The 17,496-nt window shown below is 38.6% G+C and carries 18 protein-coding genes and 2 pseudogenes; 4 read left to right on the top strand and 16 right to left on the bottom strand.

The window, feature by feature from the left end:
- Nucleotides 1-40: 40 nt before the first annotated feature.
- A complete protein-coding gene (locus JCM9140_RS07720; protein ID WP_369384406.1) occupies nucleotides 41-1,195 on the top strand; it encodes a transglycosylase domain-containing protein in 1,155 nt (384 codons plus the stop codon).
- A gap of 262 nt (nucleotides 1,196-1,457) precedes the next feature.
- Here the strand turns inward: JCM9140_RS07720 and JCM9140_RS07710 are convergent, their stop codons facing one another.
- The 6 genes from JCM9140_RS07710 to queG all read right to left on the bottom strand — a co-directional run bounded on the left by JCM9140_RS07710 (nucleotide 1,458) and on the right by queG (nucleotide 6,565).
- On the bottom strand, nucleotides 1,458-2,015 hold the full coding sequence (locus tag JCM9140_RS07710; RefSeq protein WP_034744573.1) for a DUF5366 family protein: 558 nt from the start codon (nucleotides 2,013-2,015) through the stop codon (nucleotides 1,458-1,460).
- Between the two features lie 308 nt (nucleotides 2,016-2,323).
- Complete coding sequence (gene trmL / locus JCM9140_RS07705) at nucleotides 2,324-2,797, bottom strand: tRNA (uridine(34)/cytosine(34)/5-carboxymethylaminomethyluridine(34)-2'-O)-methyltransferase TrmL (protein WP_034744570.1); 474 nt, start codon at nucleotides 2,795-2,797, stop codon at nucleotides 2,324-2,326.
- 155 nt (nucleotides 2,798-2,952) lie between these two features.
- Nucleotides 2,953-3,138 carry an amidase domain-containing protein gene (locus tag JCM9140_RS25505; protein ID WP_500778503.1) on the bottom strand — a complete coding sequence of 62 codons (186 nt, stop codon included), beginning with the start codon at nucleotides 3,136-3,138 and terminating at the stop codon, nucleotides 2,953-2,955.
- Entirely contained in the window at nucleotides 3,084-3,836 is a 753-nt protein-coding gene (locus JCM9140_RS25500; RefSeq protein ID WP_500778502.1) for an amidase domain-containing protein, read from the bottom strand. Before JCM9140_RS25500 ends, JCM9140_RS25505 begins: the two co-directional genes overlap by 55 nt.
- Nucleotides 3,837-4,825: 989 nt before the next feature.
- Entirely contained in the window at nucleotides 4,826-5,350 is a 525-nt protein-coding gene (locus JCM9140_RS07695; RefSeq protein WP_034744567.1) for a methylated-DNA--[protein]-cysteine S-methyltransferase, read from the bottom strand.
- Nucleotides 5,351-5,425: 75 nt separating this feature from the next.
- Entirely contained in the window at nucleotides 5,426-6,565 is a 1,140-nt protein-coding gene (queG, locus tag JCM9140_RS07690; RefSeq protein ID WP_034744564.1) for a tRNA epoxyqueuosine(34) reductase QueG, read from the bottom strand.
- Between the two features lie 77 nt (nucleotides 6,566-6,642).
- Here queG and JCM9140_RS07685 point away from each other — a divergent pair, with 77 nt between their 5' ends.
- Nucleotides 6,643-7,314: a B3/B4 domain-containing protein gene (locus JCM9140_RS07685; protein WP_156314830.1), complete on the top strand. Its 672-nt coding sequence runs from the start codon at nucleotides 6,643-6,645 to the stop codon at nucleotides 7,312-7,314.
- 73 nt (nucleotides 7,315-7,387) lie between these two features.
- Nucleotides 7,388-7,828, top strand: coding sequence for a Dps family protein (locus JCM9140_RS07680; protein WP_034744561.1), 441 nt, complete (start codon nucleotides 7,388-7,390; stop codon nucleotides 7,826-7,828).
- Nucleotides 7,829-8,029: 201 nt separating this feature from the next.
- On the opposite strand, the pseudogene JCM9140_RS07675 reads toward JCM9140_RS07680, so the two are convergent.
- Nucleotides 8,030-8,595, bottom strand: a pseudogene (locus JCM9140_RS07675) (DUF4256 domain-containing protein).
- A gap of 62 nt (nucleotides 8,596-8,657) precedes the next feature.
- Nucleotides 8,658-9,176 carry a YfiT family bacillithiol transferase gene (locus tag JCM9140_RS07670; protein WP_034744559.1) on the bottom strand — a complete coding sequence of 173 codons (519 nt, stop codon included), beginning with the start codon at nucleotides 9,174-9,176 and terminating at the stop codon, nucleotides 8,658-8,660.
- 229 nt (nucleotides 9,177-9,405) lie between these two features.
- On the opposite strand from JCM9140_RS07670, the gene JCM9140_RS07665 reads away from it, so the two are divergent.
- Nucleotides 9,406-10,656 carry a trehalase family glycosidase gene (locus JCM9140_RS07665; protein WP_034744555.1) on the top strand — a complete coding sequence of 417 codons (1,251 nt, stop codon included), beginning with the start codon at nucleotides 9,406-9,408 and terminating at the stop codon, nucleotides 10,654-10,656.
- A gap of 87 nt (nucleotides 10,657-10,743) precedes the next feature.
- Here JCM9140_RS07665 and JCM9140_RS07660 read toward each other — a convergent pair whose 3' ends face one another.
- The 8 genes and pseudogenes from JCM9140_RS07660 to JCM9140_RS07625 all read right to left on the bottom strand — a co-directional run bounded on the left by JCM9140_RS07660 (nucleotide 10,744) and on the right by JCM9140_RS07625 (nucleotide 17,354).
- Entirely contained in the window at nucleotides 10,744-11,010 is a 267-nt protein-coding gene (locus tag JCM9140_RS07660; protein WP_034744553.1) for a DUF4190 domain-containing protein, read from the bottom strand.
- 71 nt (nucleotides 11,011-11,081) lie between these two features.
- The gene (locus JCM9140_RS07655; RefSeq protein ID WP_034744551.1) at nucleotides 11,082-11,282 is read right to left on the bottom strand and encodes a hypothetical protein; all 201 of its coding nucleotides are present in this window, start codon (nucleotides 11,280-11,282) and stop codon (nucleotides 11,082-11,084) included.
- A 213-nt stretch (nucleotides 11,283-11,495) separates the two neighbouring features.
- Entirely contained in the window at nucleotides 11,496-12,002 is a 507-nt protein-coding gene (locus JCM9140_RS07650) for a ferritin (RefSeq protein ID WP_034744550.1), read from the bottom strand.
- 226 nt (nucleotides 12,003-12,228) lie between these two features.
- Nucleotides 12,229-12,429 (bottom strand): helix-turn-helix transcriptional regulator, encoded by a 201-nt coding sequence (locus JCM9140_RS07645; RefSeq protein WP_034744548.1) that lies wholly within the window; start codon nucleotides 12,427-12,429, stop codon nucleotides 12,229-12,231.
- Between the two features lie 2 nt (nucleotides 12,430-12,431).
- Complete coding sequence (locus JCM9140_RS07640; protein WP_034744546.1) at nucleotides 12,432-12,950, bottom strand: DUF6773 family protein; 519 nt, start codon at nucleotides 12,948-12,950, stop codon at nucleotides 12,432-12,434.
- Nucleotides 12,951-13,170: 220 nt separating this feature from the next.
- Nucleotides 13,171-14,850 (bottom strand): glycerol-3-phosphate dehydrogenase/oxidase, encoded by a 1,680-nt coding sequence (locus JCM9140_RS07635; protein ID WP_034744545.1) that lies wholly within the window; start codon nucleotides 14,848-14,850, stop codon nucleotides 13,171-13,173.
- Between the two features lie 152 nt (nucleotides 14,851-15,002).
- On the bottom strand, nucleotides 15,003-16,496 hold the full coding sequence (glpK, locus tag JCM9140_RS07630) for a glycerol kinase GlpK (protein ID WP_034744649.1): 1,494 nt from the start codon (nucleotides 16,494-16,496) through the stop codon (nucleotides 15,003-15,005).
- 25 nt (nucleotides 16,497-16,521) lie between these two features.
- Nucleotides 16,522-17,354: pseudogene (locus JCM9140_RS07625) on the bottom strand (MIP/aquaporin family protein).
- Between the last annotated feature and the right edge of the window lie 142 nt (nucleotides 17,355-17,496).

Genomic DNA, 17,496 nt, shown 5'->3' with positions numbered 1-17,496 from the left:
TGAGCAAACTAAACTAAGACAGAATTGGATTCTTCAAAAAATGCTTGAGGCCTCCTATATTTCACCGGAACAATATGAAGAAGCATTAGAAGAAGAAGTCGTTCTAAATGTTAGACGAAAAGTGGATCTGCATCCTGATTACGTAACTTATATCCACCATGAGTTCACAGAACTCGTAGCGAAAAGCGAAGGATTCCAAGACAAACTCTCTCAAGCTACTAATGAAGAAAGTAGACAACAAATTCAGAAATCCCTTGAGGAGCGAGTTCAACAGTTATTTAAAAAAGGAATCCATATTGAAACAGCATTAGATCCATTTATGCAAAACTTAGCTGTCAAAACGATTCATAGACAAGTACCTCAGAGTGATGTACAAGCTTCAGCTGTCATTTTAGATCATCATTCCAATGAAGTCATAGCGTTAACTGGCGGAAAAGACTATCAAAAATTTGATTTTCATCGAGGTTATCAGAATCCAAGACAGCCGGGATCAGCTATTAAACCATTACTTGTTTATGCTCCTTATTTTGAAGAGTTTGACGTACCCATTCAGAGTACGATTAGCGCTGATAACGTTTGTTTTGGAAACTATTGCCCTAAGAATTATGGAGGATCTCAATATGGGATGGTTCCATTAACGACGGCTTTAAAGCATTCGTATAATACTCCTGCCGTTCGAATATTAGATAGGCTTGGAACGGGAACGGCATTTAGCTATTTAGAGCCTTTCTCCTTTTCACATGTTGTAGAGGAAGACTTAGCTCTTTCCAGTGCTTTAGGAGGGTTCACTTACGGAATCACTCCACTTGAACTAACTAGCGCCTATACAACATTTGCGAATGATGGATCTTATCAACCTTCTTATGGAATACGAAGTGTAAAAGACCATGAAGGCAATATTTTGTACAGCTGGAATCGCAAAGAAACAACTGTTTGGAGCAAAACCACCAATGATAAAATGAGAAAACTCCTCTCCGATGTCGTCGCGAGTGGAACAGCAAGAAAAGCTCAAGTATCTGCTCCTTATACTGGTGGAAAAACAGGAACCACAAATGATTACCATGATCTTTGGTTTGTCGGTCTTACGGATCAATACACAACAGGTGTTTGGGTCGGAAAAGACCAACGCTCAAGTCTAGCTCATTTAAGTCAAAACAGCCCACATTTGCAAATTTGGCGTGAGCTTATGAATTAACTTTACAACTTATCATGACCTCACCATAGACTAACGTTCTGTACGTATTTCTTTTTGAAATAGAGAATTGTCTCTATACTAGCGAAGTGTATGCCCAGAGCAGCGCCTTTTAACCAATATTGATTATCAAAGGAAAAATCCGAAAGATTCGATGGAATCATTCGGATTTTTATTTGACTATCATTCAGTTGTCCCTTCCTTTCACTAAAGCACAAAAAAAGACGAACATCCATGTGATGAATCATCTTTTTTTCTAACCATATTACAAAGGCAAACTAGCCATAAAACTATTATATAAACGCAATAAAGCAAAAAAGACCGCTAACAGAAACACACTCCAAAAAATAACTTGGAAAAAGATAAATCCAATTAATCCTGGTAGATTTAATGTATGGCTCACTTTATAAACAAGAAAAACAAAATAACTTAAACTTGCTATGATAAATAAAAGGACAACTACTACAAGGTATTGCGCTAGCAAAACAGCTAGCACACTTCCAGCTAAATAAATCCATGAACCTGATCGAACTTTATTTAATTCATTTCCCTCTTCATCTTTTGAGAAAAAGAGCATGGACAGTTCAATCGTTGTATCTGCTAATAATTTCAGAGCCGAAAAAACCATAAAGAAAAATAATAGCAACAAAAACAGCAATGTTAGTTTGATGCCACTTTCAGAAATAAATTCCAACATCCCACTATAAATCCCTAGATTCACTAACTCATTTAGAATAAATCCCTGAACATAAATAGCAAATGCAAGACTAAACAACAAAATTGAAATAAGCGGAAAATGACTTGTGATATATCGATTTGACACTCAAAACGTCTCCTTCTCTCATCTATATAAGCTTAATCACGACGGTCATCCTCTACAAATTAGAAGAACCGTCCTAGCTTTCACGTAACTTTCATTTCTTTCTTTGTAGAATTGTTTTATAATGGACTTATGCTTTGTGACAAGGAGGAATAAACATGGGTACAGTACTCATCCTTGGTGTTAGTATTGTTTTCTTTGTTGCTATTTTCACAGCAGGATATGAAGACAATCCACACAAAAATTAATAAGCACTTTTCCTTACGAAATCGACCAGCCTCTTCGGAGACTGGTCGATTTTTCACTCCGGTCTATACTAGATCTTTAAAGCCTTGCTGACGGATAGCTTCATAAATCACAATCGCAGCGGTATTCGATAAATTAAGCGAACGAATTTTATCTGTTTGAGGGATTCGAAAGCATTTCTCTACATTTTGTTCGATCACACTTTGAGGCAATCCCGTCGTTTCGCGACCAAACACAAAAAAGTGATCGATGTCATTATTGGAATAATCAAAATCACTGTAATTCTTCGTTCCAACTGTTTCGATAAAGTAAAATTGACCTTCTGGATATTTGTTAAAAAGCTCGTCCAACGAATCGTAATAATGAATCGATACACTTGGCCAGTAATCACAACCAGCTCGTTTTAACATTTTATCATCCGTTGAAAACCCAAGAGGGCGAATTAAATGCAATGTTGTATTCGTACCAGCACATGTTCTTGCAATATTTCCTGTATTAGCCGGGATTTCTGGCTGAAAAAGCACGATATGTAACCCCACGTGCAAACACCTCTATTTCCTATAAGAATCTAACTTATCAATAAAAAACATTATACCACCTACCGATTAAAGAAGAAATGCTCAAAAAGAGGGGAACTTACAATTTAAATCCTAAAGCCACACCCAAAAGGGAAACCGCCCTTTTGGGTGTGGCTTTATACTACGATTCGGAAAAACTTGTATTTAATATTTGGTGTCCAGGCTGTGGAATCTTCATATTTCCAGTAGCGCATGCGGCTGTTGGCTGTTTGGGCATTGACGAGTGGTTCTCCATTTGCATCTTTGTCTACGACAATGGTTGTGTGCTGCCAACGTCCATCTCCATCAAAATCATAACAAATGACATCCCCAGCTCTAACTCGCTTGCACTCTCTTTCTCTTCGCCTCTTAAACCCGCATTGGATCCACTTAAATACCATCTGAACGCATGGGCAACAGACCAACTGAAGCTCCAATTATTTGACCTAAACCACCAGCCTTTAGAACGGTCTGGGTGACCGGACATTTTTGCGCCACCTGCGTGCAAACATTGCGAGATGAAATTCGTACAGTTATTCGTGAATTTTTTGTATTCAGGATTGTAGTCATCCCACCATCTCTCTGCATATCGAACCGCTTCTCTTCTGTTATAGGAACGTTTAGGTTCATCGGCACTTGTTTCACGAAGCATTTCTTCTACTTTAATCGCTTCCCTTTCTTGTTCCTCAACCTCAATCATTTCATCGTTGATCAATTCATCTTGAAAAAATGTAGCTCTTCGATATTCAATTTGTTCTTCCATGTAAACATGATCGTTTATTTTAATTAAGTATTCATTATGTTGTTTGTAATCGACATATTGGTAATCTTCGAATGTTGAAGTTCGTGTAATATCTCCTTCTACATAAGACTTTACGATTTCAGCTCCTCTTTTCTTATTCATGGCTAGTTTCTTTAGGACAATGGCATCTACCAAGTTATCTCCTCTAGCCTCTTCAACAAACTGCTTATTCCTTGTTTCGATTTGCTGATGTAATCGAGAAATGATGTTTGGGTTCATTTAGACATTCTCCTTTCTACTACTATAAACGTATGATCACTAGCTTGTTTAAAATGAACAAAAAAAGACTGTTTTCGTATACTTTATGGTTATAGGTTAGGTGTTTTCCCCAAGTTCGTTCCATTGTGCTGCAGCCACTCGCACCCGCAAGTAGGTGGCGAGCCTCCTCGGCTGTGGGGTCTCGCCCCTACCTCTATTTGAGAGCAGGAAAAGTGCTCTAATCTTTGTGATTAATGAGAGAGTGGCGTAAATAAGTACATCGAATCCGCTCCCGGGATGGGGGGCACGCTTTCCGCAGGTGGGCGTTGAACTAACCGGCTACGCCGGTGGATTTCAACCTGCCCTTCCCTCCTGCAGGAGTCGGCCCTCCCATCCCGTCCGCTTTGTTGAGAGGTAAGATAGAAATTCTCTATTTAATATTCATCAATGATTAAAAAAAGATGAGAAATAGCAAAAGAGGCCTTTGAGAAATGAAGCTCAAAGGCCTTGGGTCTACAGTCTGGAAAATATACACTCATTGGAGTTATTGCAAAAACAAATAACATGAACCTTGTTTCCAAACAACATCCTATCAGTATATATGGAACACGAAAAAATGATGAATTCGAATTCAATAAAGATGCAGGAATGTATGTTTGTTAAACTGGACATTTTGCTACTCGCAAAAAAATATGAAGTAAAGCTTTTAAATGAAAAAGAGTAACAAGTTAAATGGTAAGTAAAAGTAACCCTAGCAGGTGAATGACACGGAGACTCCTGCGGGAGCAGTGACCCACGTGTGAGACCCCGCAGGCGACAGCGAGGAGGCTCACCGGGCACCCGCGGAAAGCGTAGTGTCATTCACCTGCGGCAGTTAGGCACTTTTTCAGTGGCCTCCCTCTATTTCCCGCAGGAGTCGAGTGGCTTCCGCTCCATTTCACTATGAGCGAAAATTTTCCAGTTACAATCTATAAAAAAACAAAAAAAAGAATGACCATGTCATCCTTTCTTTACGAGATTTTTTCAATTGCTCCTTCTAAGCTTAAGAGAAGTTCTTTTTTCTCGAGTCCTCCGCCGTATCCGACCATGTTTCCGTTGCTTCCGATTACTCGGTGGCACGGAATAATAATCGGGATTGGGTTTTTATTATTAGCTCCTCCAATGGCTCGAACGGCTTTTGGTGCGCCAATTTCTTTTGCGATTTCTTTATAAGACTTTGTTTTTCCATATTCGATGTCTTTTAATGTATTCCATACCTTTTTTTGAAATTCCGTCCCACATAGGTCTAGTGAAACATCAAATGTGTTCCGTTTTCCAGCAAAGTAGTCTTCTAGTTGATCACATATTGGTTTTAGCGTTTCTTTGCAGCGAACGACTTCACCTTTTCGTCCTTGTTTTTTTAACCAAGCCTTTAATGACGCCGTGCATTTTGTTAATTCGCCAAAGTGGATGTGACAAACTCCTTTATCTGTTGCAACAATTGTCAGAGTTCCTAGGGGACTATTCATTTCATCGACGTAGTGTGTAACGTGCATTGTCCTATTACCCCTTCCTTCCAATGTCCAATCTTTTCCTTATCTTACCTTACTAAGACAAGATTCGCTCGTTTATCAATGCTTGTTATTTAGTAAATTCAGCCCTTTTTCAATCTCTCGAATCACTTCTGCTTCTTTTTCTGTCTTTTTCGCTTTATTCAATATAGTTTCCTCACTCGTGCTTCCAATCTCACCTATTGCCCAAGCGGCTGTTCCTCGTATAACCGGTCTTGGGTCTTTGTAAAGTAGCTCCGTTAAAACGGGTAACGCTTTTTTGTCTTTAAAATGAGCTAATGCGATAATCGCATTGCGCTGAATCGGTTTTTTTCCCCTCCATGAACCTGATACGTGGCCAAATGTCTCTTTAAATTCTCGATTGCTTATTGTGAGCAAAGGGATTAGTTTTGGCTTTGCTAATTCAGGATCTGGTTCCATTTCTGGATGTAAATGAAAGTCCTTACCTTTGTTTTCAGGACAAACTTGCTGACACGTGTCACAACCATACAGTCTATTCCCTAATTTTTTTCGATACTGATCTGGAAGGAATGTTTTGGTTTGTGTTAAAAATGCAATGCATTTTTGTGAATCCAATTGACCACCTTGTATTAAAGCACCCGTTGGGCATGCTTCAACACATTTATTACACGTTCCGCATTGATCCGTAATGGGCTGATCTGGCTCAAACCCTATCGTGGTTACCAATTCCCCTAAGTAAACATAGCTTCCAAATTCAGGGGTAATGATCGCACAATTCTTTCCACTCCAGCCTATCCCAGCTCGCTCAGCCACAGCACGATCGGAAAGTTCACCTGTATCAACCATTGAAATGGTCTTCCCATCTGGTACTTTTTCTTGTAAGAAAAGCTCAATTTTTTTCAATCTATCTCGTAACACATCATGATAATCCTTTCCCCATGAGGCTCTACAGAAAATACCTCTTCTTTCATCACGTGTGCTCTTCGGTGGATTTTTCATTTTGGAAGGATACGCAAGCGCAATTGAAATAATCGTTCTTGCTCCTTCGACAAGCTTCTTTGGTTCCGTTCTTTTCTCTATATCAGGTTCTTCAAAACCAGACTGATACCCCCGTTCTTGCTGAATCAGAAGTCGATCTTTTAATTGCAAGAAAGGATCCGCAGATGCAAAGCCAATCTTGTCGACTCCTATTGTTTTACTATATGCAATAAGCTCATCCTTTAATTGGGCATGTGTCATGTCCGATCACCTTTCTTCTTCCATTTCCTTCAATATGCTACAATAAAAAGAAACTTGTAGCGAAAGGATCGTTAACTATGATAAATGTAAGCATTGATGAATCCATTTCATCGAAAATACCAACCTTTAAGATCGGGACAATCCAATACAATCATATCGTGATTGACGATTCACCTCAAATGTTAAAAGGTCGTTTGCAATTTTTTCAAGAGACGTTAAAAGTAGAACTCGAAACGAAAGAACTTACCGATTATAAAGGCATCTCTGAATGGCGTCAAACATTTAAAGACTTGGGAATTAGCGCCAGTAAATACCGTCCATCACACGAAGCGTTATACCGCCGAATCAAAAAAGGACAACCACTTCCACTTGTACATTCTGCCGTTGATTTAAACACCTTTTTTTCATTAGAATATGCCATTCCTCTAGGAATTTACGATGCTGCCCAGATCGAAGGGGATGTGACATTTCGTTTAGGGACTGAGCATGATCAATACGAAGGTGTAAATGGACGGTTGAATCATATGGAAGGAAAGTTGATTAGCGCCGATTCAACTGGTGCTTTTGGTAGTCCGATCGTGGATTCAACAAGAACCAAGGTAACAACTAACACAACGTCTGCTCTTCACCTTTTTTACTTGCGCCCGTCTATGGAAAGTGAAGAAGCAAATGCATTGCTTGAAGCAGCCGGAAACATGTTCACACAAGTTCACGGAGGAAGCTTTCAACATAAAGTTGTCACTTTTTAGTAGAAAAAATTGGTTTATAATTTTGTTGAAACGGGAAATAGTAAATTAGAGAGAACAAAGGAGGAGTAATCGTATGAGTCAAGAAAAAGTATCATCCATCTTAAACAAACAAATAGCAAACTGGAGTGTTTTATTTATTAAGCTTCACAACTATCATTGGTATGTAAAAGGACCTGCTTTCTTTACATTACATGATAAGTTTGAGGAGCTTTACAACGAGGCCTCTACACATATCGACGAGTTAGCAGAACGCTTACTAGCATTGAAAGGACATCCTGTTGCAACAATGAAAGAATTTTTAGAAACAGCTTCTGTAAAAGAAGCTAGTGGCAGCCAAGATGCAGAATCAATGGTAGGAGAGCTAGTTGACGACTTTAATACATTAATCGATGAACTAAAAGAAGGTATGGAAGCCGCTGATTCACTAGGGGATGAAACAACAGCCGATATGCTTCTTGCGATTCATCAATCACTTGAAAAACATAACTGGATGCTGCGTTCATTCTTAAAATAAGGAAAGTGGACAAGCCAAAACAAAAACGACTCGGAAATTCGAGTCGTTTTTGTTTTATCGGAGCATGGTGCTAGCTAAATTAGTTAGGCTACTCTCCCCCAATGACACTTGGTGGAAGACTAACAATGAAAATGACCAGTCTTGTCCTTCATCTGCTTGATGAAGAACTTTTTCCGTCCTCTTATTTAGAGACGTGCGAATTTAGACCCTAAGAGATCCTCGGAAACCCCTTGCTCCATAGTAAGAATCTGCTCCATTGTGGTACATAAAGACCGTGTCGTAGCGACGATCACAAAAGATAGCTCCGCCAAGTTTTCTAATATGCTCAGGTGTTTGCACCCAGCTTGATGTTTTTCTATCAAAATGACCAAGTTGCTGCAGTCCTCGGTATTGCTCTTCCGTTAACAGCTCAATTCCCATTTCCGCCGCCATATCTATAACGCTATTTTCTGGTTTGTGCTTTTTTCTTGATTCCAAGCTTCGCGATCGTAACACACACTTCTGCGTCCTTTAGGACTTTCTGCAGAACAATCATAAAACATGTATTCACCCGTTTTTTCATCATAACCGACAACATCTGGTTCACCGCCAGTTCCTTCCATTTCATTAAGCGACCATAATTTTTCTGGATTAGCTTCGAGCTTTGCTTGCACGTCATCCCATTCAAGACCCTTGTGTCGTTCCATGTTTTTCTCAAAACGGACTTTCAATGTTTGGAGTAATTCTTCACGTTGTTCTAGTGATAACTCCCGATTTTCCTTCTTCATATTCATGTCCCCTTATTTCTCTCAAGCTTGTACTGTCATTATATTATCATTCACACAGTTTTTTACCAGCCCTTCCGGTTACACAAAGACGTAATATGTGCCAGATGATGTCGGCCGTGCCAAGCATAGATTCCTATATTTTTACCGACTGTCACTTCTCCTAATTCAGGATGAATGAATGTCTTTTTCAAATCCTCAGGACTTAGACTTGATAAAACGTTTGTCCAGCGAGTATGCAACGATTTTAGTAATAATAAGGAAACTTCAATTGGTAATGTACAATCAGATAGTTCCGCCCATTTCGCTTCATTATACGGCTTTATGACAGGGGTTTCTTCCGTAAGAGCTAATTTGAAACGAACCAAGGCATTCATATGGCTATCGGCAAGATGATGAATGACTTGTCTAATTGTCCATCCTCCAGGCCGATATGGTGTATCAAGCTGTTCATCATCTAAGTCTTTTACTGCCTTTTGTAGCAAACTAGGCAATTCTTCAATCTCTTTTATCCATTCCGTTGCTACACTCTCTGTTATCTCACCATCAAATTCGAATGTTCCAATTGGGTATTTCATATCCATCTGTTACCCCTCCTATAAACCCCTTGTATTTATTTTCTGCTCACCTATAAAATATGTAGTTCTATATCATCTTCTCTAAATCCTTTACTCTGTCCAAACAACTGCAGAGTGATTTACAGCTAAAATGATCAAAAAGAAAATCGTCCCATAGATATCTGAATCTTTCCATACTATATCCCTCCTTAAAAACATATGAATCATTAAAACCGTTGATCTGGAGTTGATTAGGTTGGACTATGAATTACCTGTAATAGAGATAAATTGTTCGGAGGAAAAAATTGAAAAGACATTAAGATACATTCATAAGTATTGGAAAGAACTGATAGTTGAAAGCCCTCCATTTACAAAGGGACAGTTATTTTATTTACCGCATCCTTATGTTGTTCCTGGAGGCGTTTTTCAACAGCTCTTTTATTGGGATAGTTACTTTACACTGCTAGGATTAAAAATTTCTAAATTAGATCGTTTAGCTAGAGGTATTGTTGATAATTTTCTATATCAGATGAAAACTTTCGGTATTATTCCAAATAGTTCAGAAGTTGCACACTTGAGTCGTTCACAACCACCGTTTTTGACATCAATGATTAAGGAGGTTTGGGATGAGGATCTTGAATGGCTAAAATATGCGTATGAAATTGCAAAGCTAGAATACTTTAATGTTTGGATGAATCCTAGTACTCATTATCATAGGGAAATTGGATTAAATCGCTATTTTGATGACCTGGATAAAATGCTAAGAATTCACGAAGAAGCGTACTTGCATTTTGATGAAATGCACATCCCTCCACAGTTCTGGCAAGAACGAACAGAAGCAGAATCTGGTTGGGATTATACTGGTCGCTTTCACAGAGAATGCGGTCACTTTATACCTGTAGAACTTAATTCATTGTTATATAAATATGAAACGGATTTATCTGAGTTTGCCAGCATATTAGGAAGAGGTAATGAAATTCAGGAATGGAAGAACAGAGCTAGAAAAAGAAAACAATTAATGAATCATTACTTATGGAGTGATTCACATGATATGTATTTTGACTATAATTTTATTAAAGGCAAACAGTACGTTTATCCTTCTTTAGCCACATTTTTCCCTCTATGGGCAGGAGTAGCTGATCGAAACCAAGCTGAACTTATACAAGAAAAAGTCAACATGTTTTTAGTTCGTGGAGGGATGGCTACCTCTATTTACTATACTAGTTTTCAGTGGGACTATCCAAACGGGTGGGCACCCTTACAATGGATTGTTATAAGTGGTCTTAAAAGATATGGTTACAATGAGATAAGCATCGAAATAGCGAGACGTTGGGTCAACTTATGTACGGATCAATTTATGATAACAGGAAAAATGTATGAAAAATATAATGTTGTAGATTATAACATTAACACTACTGGAAGATACCCTTTACAAGAGGGATTTGGATGGACAAATGCCATCTATCAAAAACTTGCAGTTGAACTCTTAAATTGTAAAATTGACTAAAGAATTAGTATTTTGATGAACAAGACGTGCAAATTTAGCGTGTCTTGTTCAAGCAATTAAGAAACCATTCTTATCATACGTGGCTCTTCATCCAACTGGTGTAGAAAAAACAGTCACAATCCCTACAACGATAAAAAGAAGTTGAAGACAGACACCCGCTATGCTGCAAAACATCCCGGTTTTCGCCAGTCGTTCACCATTTTCATTTGCTTTCTTAATTTGCTTATTGGCGATAACTGAGAGTACAATCCCTACTATTCCTAATACAATCCCCATTGCTGTTAACAAAATCGACAGAATTCCTACGATTAAAGATGTGACTGCTAAAATATTGGTTTTCCTTTTATCTGTCATTAAAAATTCCCTCCTTCCCAGCCAGATTAGTGAAAAAACGCTCTTATTGTTTACCTGTCTCTCCACGGAAATTACCAATTAAACGAAGATGTAATTCCAGCTAATATGATCAAAAGGGAAACCGACGCCACTAAAACAGGTTTTATCGAGGCTTCCTCATCTTTTACGATGGAAGAAATGCTATAAACCAATGAAAATACAAAAACAAACGGCCAGATAAACCAAGTCCAATAATAGAGGCCCCCTATCCCTTGCATTAAACCAATTAACACACTCGATTCACCTCTCTGAGCTAAGAGCTGCTAGTTGCAAATTGTATAGCTTCAACAGCTCAAACTTTTTTCCATATATATGTAAACCTTAACACAGATTTAAAACCATTTGGTTATAAAGAAAAATTTATTTGAGCTTATCGATAACTTTACACACCAAAAAGGTATCCACTCATTGGATACCTCATTGTCACTTCTATATAAGCTCTCCTCTTACTCTCCCTCAGGAGTAAACGATCGTTTTGCAAATTCATCATCCAACATAAAGAATGCATTGCTGTCATCATCAATTCGTTTTAGTTTTTGAATGATGCTGTCAAACATATCCTCTTCTTCAACTTGTTCTTCAATGAACCATTTCAAAAATGTAATTGTTGCATGCTCGCGGCTGTCTAATGCTAAGTCTGATAAATGATAAATGCTTTTTGTCACTTCTTTTTCTTGCTCTAACGCTTTTTCAAACGCATCTAACACGGATGAGAAAGAATTATTTGGTTCTTTCAACTGTTGAATCGTTGCTCGTTCTCCCATAGCATTGATAAAGTTATAAAACTTCATAGCGTGAAAACGCTCTTCCTCCGCTTGAACTAAAAAGAAGTTCGCAAAGCCATCAAGACTTTCAGCGGAACAATAAGCCGCCATAGCCAAATACGAATGCGCTGCATAAAATTCAAAATTCATCTGATCATTTAACGCTACTTTTAATTGGTCATTTAACATCCAGACTCCACCTTTCATTATTTTCCCTATTATATCATTTCCCTAATTCCTATGTCTTGAAACCCGTTTAACTGGCTAACTTTGTGTTGCTAAGAATTTAATCAAACGTTTAATTAAATAGCTGTATCCCATATCAAAAGAGGACTTTAACAATTAAACAAACGTTTATTTAACAAAAACTCCAATTCTTTGGCAGGCATAATGAGGCAAACATTAAGGTTTCTCGTTACATCTCCTCATCCCAAAACAACTCATCTAATGTTTTATTTAATGCTTTGCAAATCGCTATACATAGATTCAATGTTGGATTGTATTTTCCTAATTCGATAAGGCCAATTGTTTGCCTAGTGACACCCACTTTTTTTGCTAGTTCTTCTTGAGATAAATCATGCTCCATTCTAGCCATTTTTAGCCGTTTGTTTTTCATGACTACCACTTGCCTTCCTGATCTTCTAATTCCTTTTCGTTCATTTGGTCACTTTTCTTTTTCGCAGCTAAATACGAAAGGCCGGTTAACCCTGCAAAGATGGGAACATATATAAAAAGGGAAACACCTAAGACAAGGAAAAAGTAGTTTATCGCTTCTTGCCTATTATCTGCATAATTAACGGCACTGTTTGTGGCAAATACCCCTGCAATGATAAACCCAATGGCTATTCCAATAATGATATGCTTCGTTCTTAGCTTCAACTTACTCCTACTATCATGCATTTCCACTTCCGCTGAGTAGATCCCAAGATAAGCAGATCGTTGCAAGTAATAAAGAGACGAAAACAGTAGAATCACCCATTCCGTCATGACGAGTTGAAGAGAAACCTCGATCGTAGCAAATTTTATCGCAATAGAAAGAATCGCTAGCGCCATGATAATCATATAGAGTTCTTTATAGATTTTGTTTTGAATATTTTGCACCCGTTCATCGACCGCTTTCTTTTTCCTAAAAAACATTTATTCCACCCCTCTGTAAAAAATTGTATAATCACATGTTACAATATATAGTATGCATAATGCAATATATAGATTACATTAAGAAAGGTATTTCTTACATTTTTTTAATGAGTTGCTTTCATTTATTCAAATACAAAAAAGAAGACCAAATGAATAAAGCCATTTGGTCTTCTACTCCTATTACGATTCTATTTTTTAGAACTCGGTTCCTTACTAGCGATTAGCTTAGCTTTCTTTTGTTATGATTTGGTACAAAGTCAATTGGATTTTTCGCATAATAAAGTTCTGACAGAAGATAATCCATATGTTGTTTTTTCTCTTCTTTTGACCAGTTCAACATTTTTGCCATATAGTCTGTTACTTGATCTTTCCACTTCTCTACCCAATCTATATCAAAAAATAATGCACTTGTTCGTCGGTTAAAAAAGTCAATTGGGGTAGAAACCATTTCTTCTTCCATTCCATATTGGAGTTGAGCTAAAAGCAATGGCGGAAGTTGATTTCGTTTCGCTTCGTCCTGATTGCTTTGTAACCGATCATACACTTTATCGACATTTGACCCATATAATTTTGTCACACGTGTAGCATCCTCCACGCTTAAGCCTAACGCCGTACCCGCAGTTCTCTTTTTCTTGATAAAGGTATCGTAATTAGTGGATCCACCAACATCTCCTCCAGATAAAGTGATAGAAGCCGTCGTACATGGAGCATGTAATCCTAGCTCTTTTGCCACTAGATCTACGATTCGTTCCGCCATTTTCCGATAACCTGTCAGCTTCCCTCCAGCAATCGAAATGAGTCCAGTATCTGAGATAAACACTTCATCTTTACGCGAAATTTCTGAAGCACTTTTTCCTTCTTCATGAATGAGTGGACGTAAGCCCGCCCAGCTTGATTCAATGTCAGAGGATGTTAACTGCACAGTCGGGAACATATAATTGACGGCACCAATGATATAACGGCGGTCTTCCTCTGTCATTCTAGGGTGGGTTATATCCTCATTGTAAGTCGTGTCTGTCGTTCCCACATACGTTTTTCCATCACGTGGAATGGCAAACACCATACGGCCATCCTTTTCTGTATCAAAATAAACTGCCTGCTTAAGAGGGAAGCGACTTTGATCAATGACCAAATGAACACCTTTTGTTAAGTGTAAATACTTTCCTTTCTTAGATCGATCCTCCACGCGAAGAGTATCAACCCAAGGACCTGCTGCATTCACAATCTTCTTAGCATAAATTTCAGAGATTTTACCGGACAACACATCTTTCACTTTGACCCCAACCACTTTGCCGTCTTTGTAAATAAAGCCTTCTGCTTTTGCATAATTGGCTGCTTTCGTTCCTCTAGTAACGGCTTCTTTTAACACTTCTAACGTGAGTCTCGCATCATCAGTTCGGTATTCCACATAGATACCGCCACCTTTCAGACGATCTTCACGTACTAGTGGCTCTTTTTGCAAAACACCTTTTTTATTTAACATTTTTCGGCGTTCGTGCTTTCTGACTCCCGCTAAAAAATCATAGACTTTCAGACCGATTGATGTCGTGAATTTCCCAAAAGTCCCTCCCTCGATCATCGGTAAGAGCATCCACTCTGGAGTCGTAACGTGAGGCGCATTTTCATAAACAATCGCACGCTCTTTTCCGACTTCAGCGACAAGCTTTACTTCAAATTGTTTTAAATAACGAAGCCCTCCATGAACAAGTTTTGTAGAGCGACTGGACGTTCCAGCTGCAAAATCCTGCATCTCAATTAACCCTGTATTTAATCCTCTTACTTGTGCATCTAGCGCAATGCCAGCACCAGTAATGCCTCCTCCGATGACAAGTAAGTCTAATTGCTGTTTGCTCATATCTTCTATAATCATTTCGCGTTCCTTGCTTGAAAAAGTCGCCATCTCATATCTCCCCTTATTCGTAATAACAGAGACAAAAAAGAAGACCACAACAGCTCTAATCTTTACTAATTAGAGTGTTGTGGTCTTCTCCTAATCTCCGACCGATATTAACTTACTTTAAATTATACTGTATTTCTAATTAAATTCAATACTTATTTGAAGATTTGGGCAGCTTTAACAGCCTTTTTCCAACCAGAATAAAGGGCTTGTTGCTCCTCCTCTGCCATCGTTGCTTCAAAACAACGGTCCACCATCGATTGCGTTTTAATTTGTTCTATATTATCCCAAAAACCAACAGCCAATCCAGCTAAATAAGCGGCTCCTAAAGCTGTTGTTTCTTGAACTTCAGGTCTTTCAACCGGAACTCCTAATAAGTCACTTTGAAACTGCATAAGGAAATTATTTGCAACAGCACCGCCATCAACGCGTAACGTTTTCACCTTAATTCCAGAGTCGGCCTCCATTGCGTCTACTACGTCTTTCGTTTGATAAGCTAGTGATTCTAACGTCGCTCGAATAAAATGCTCTTTCTCTGTTCCGCGCGTAAGACCGAAAACCGCTCCTCTTACATCACTGTCCCAATAAGGTGTACCAAGTCCTACAAAAGCCGGCACCACATAAACTCCCTCTGTCGAACTCACTCTTTCAGCGTATTGTTCTGTGTCTTTTGCCGATTTAATCATCCTTAAGCCATCTCGTAACCATTGAACGGCTGAACCTGCAACAAAAATACTGCCCTCAAGTGCGTATTCAACTTTTCCATCAACTCCCCAAGCGAGAGTCGTTAACAAACCATGCTTTGATTCAACAGCCTGATCGCCCGTATTCATTAACATAAAGCATCCAGTGCCATACGTATTTTTAACCATTCCTTTCTCAAAGCAGGCTTGCCCAAATAAAGCAGCCTGCTGATCACCTGCTGCACCAGCAATCGGTACTTCCGCTCCGAAGAAATGGTAATCCACCGTTGTGGCGTAAATATCAGAGGATGGTTTTACTTCAGGCAGCATCGCCTTTGGGATCGTTAACATCGAAAGAAGCTCATCATCCCACTTTAAATCATGAATATTGTACATCATCGTTCTCGAAGCATTGGAGTAATCGGTTACATGAGCTTTCCCACCTGAGAGCTTCCAAATGAGCCACGTATCAATTGTTCCAAATAACAAATCGCCCTTCTCGGCTTTCTCCCTTGCACCATCTACGTGATCGAGTATCCACTTAACTTTCGTACCTGAAAAATACGCATCAATAAGCAATCCTGTTTTTTTTCGTACCGTCTCTTCATACCCTTGCTCTTTTAACTGTTCACAAATATCTGCTGTTTGTCTTGATTGCCAAACAATCGCATGATAAATCGGTTTGCCTGTATGTTTATCCCAAACAACAGCCGTTTCTCTTTGATTTGTAATACCAATCCCTGCAATTTCCTCTTTATCAATGTTGGCTTTTAGCATTAAACCTGAGATAACAGCTAAAATAGACGCCCATATTTCATTCGCATTATGCTCCACCCATCCTGGCTGCGGATATATTTGTTCAATCTCTTTCTGTTCAATGGCTACAATTTTTCCTTGTTTATCAAATAAAATCGCTCGCGAGCTAGTTGTTCCTTGATCTAAAGCCAATATATACTGTTTCTTCATTTGTTCCCCAACCTTCCATTTTTCTTTATTGTGCAATCGTTTCTTGAGTTTGATGGTGAAGCTTGATTTGACTCTTATTCTCTTGTTTCATACATATATATAATGTGATAAATATAACTATGAGCACAACCCATAAAGATGAATAAATGATTCTTTCAAAGAGAGCCGCATACGTAAGAGCTCCAAGTGCCCCTCCCATAATTGGACCTACGACAGGAATCCAAGCATACTCCCAACCTGATTTTCCTTTCCCTGCAATGGGTAAGAAGAAATGAGCGAGTCTCGGACCTAAATCACGCGCAGGTTGATGGCATAACCGGTTGTTCCTCCTAGCGACATACCAATCACAACGATAAATAATCCAACAATTAACGGATTTAAGCCTTCTGTAAATTCATTTGCCCCAATCGCCAACAATCCCATTACAAGGATAAACGTTCCAAAAACTTCGCTAAAAAAATTGGACGGCTTATGCTTAATCGAAGGCGATGTTGAAAAAACCGCTAATTTTGCACCTTGATCACTTGTTTGTTTCCAATGAGGATAATAGTGAAGCCAAACAAGTGTAGCGCCTATAAAAGCACCGAGAAGTTGAGCCACTATATAGGGCATAACATACTCCCAAGAAAATTGACCAATTAAAGCAAAGCCAATCGTAACTGCAGGGTTTAAATGAGCACCACTTATATTTCCTACTGCATAAATAGCTGCCGCTAATCCTAATCCCCAGCCAAAAGTAATAACAACCCATCCACCTTGTTCTGAACTTGTTTTCTTTAATACACTCCCTGCTACAACTCCTCCTCCAAAAATAATCAAAATCATTGTCCCAATTAATTCTCCCATAAATGGCACCACTATGTTTTTCCCCCAATCTTTTAGACGTAACAGAAGATTCTAAAACACTTATTCAACAAAAAAAGAGACGAACAAATGGACCTATCATATAAATGAATAGGTCAATTGCTCGTCTCCAAATCTCCGTCACAATCTATTAACT

It is taken from the genome of Halalkalibacter wakoensis JCM 9140 (assembly GCF_000513095.1).
Taxonomy (GTDB): Bacteria; Bacillota; Bacilli; order Bacillales; family Bacillaceae_D; genus Halalkalibacter; species Halalkalibacter wakoensis.
The sequence above is the reverse complement of the archived record's forward strand: the minus strand, read 5'-3'. Positions and strand labels throughout refer to the sequence as shown.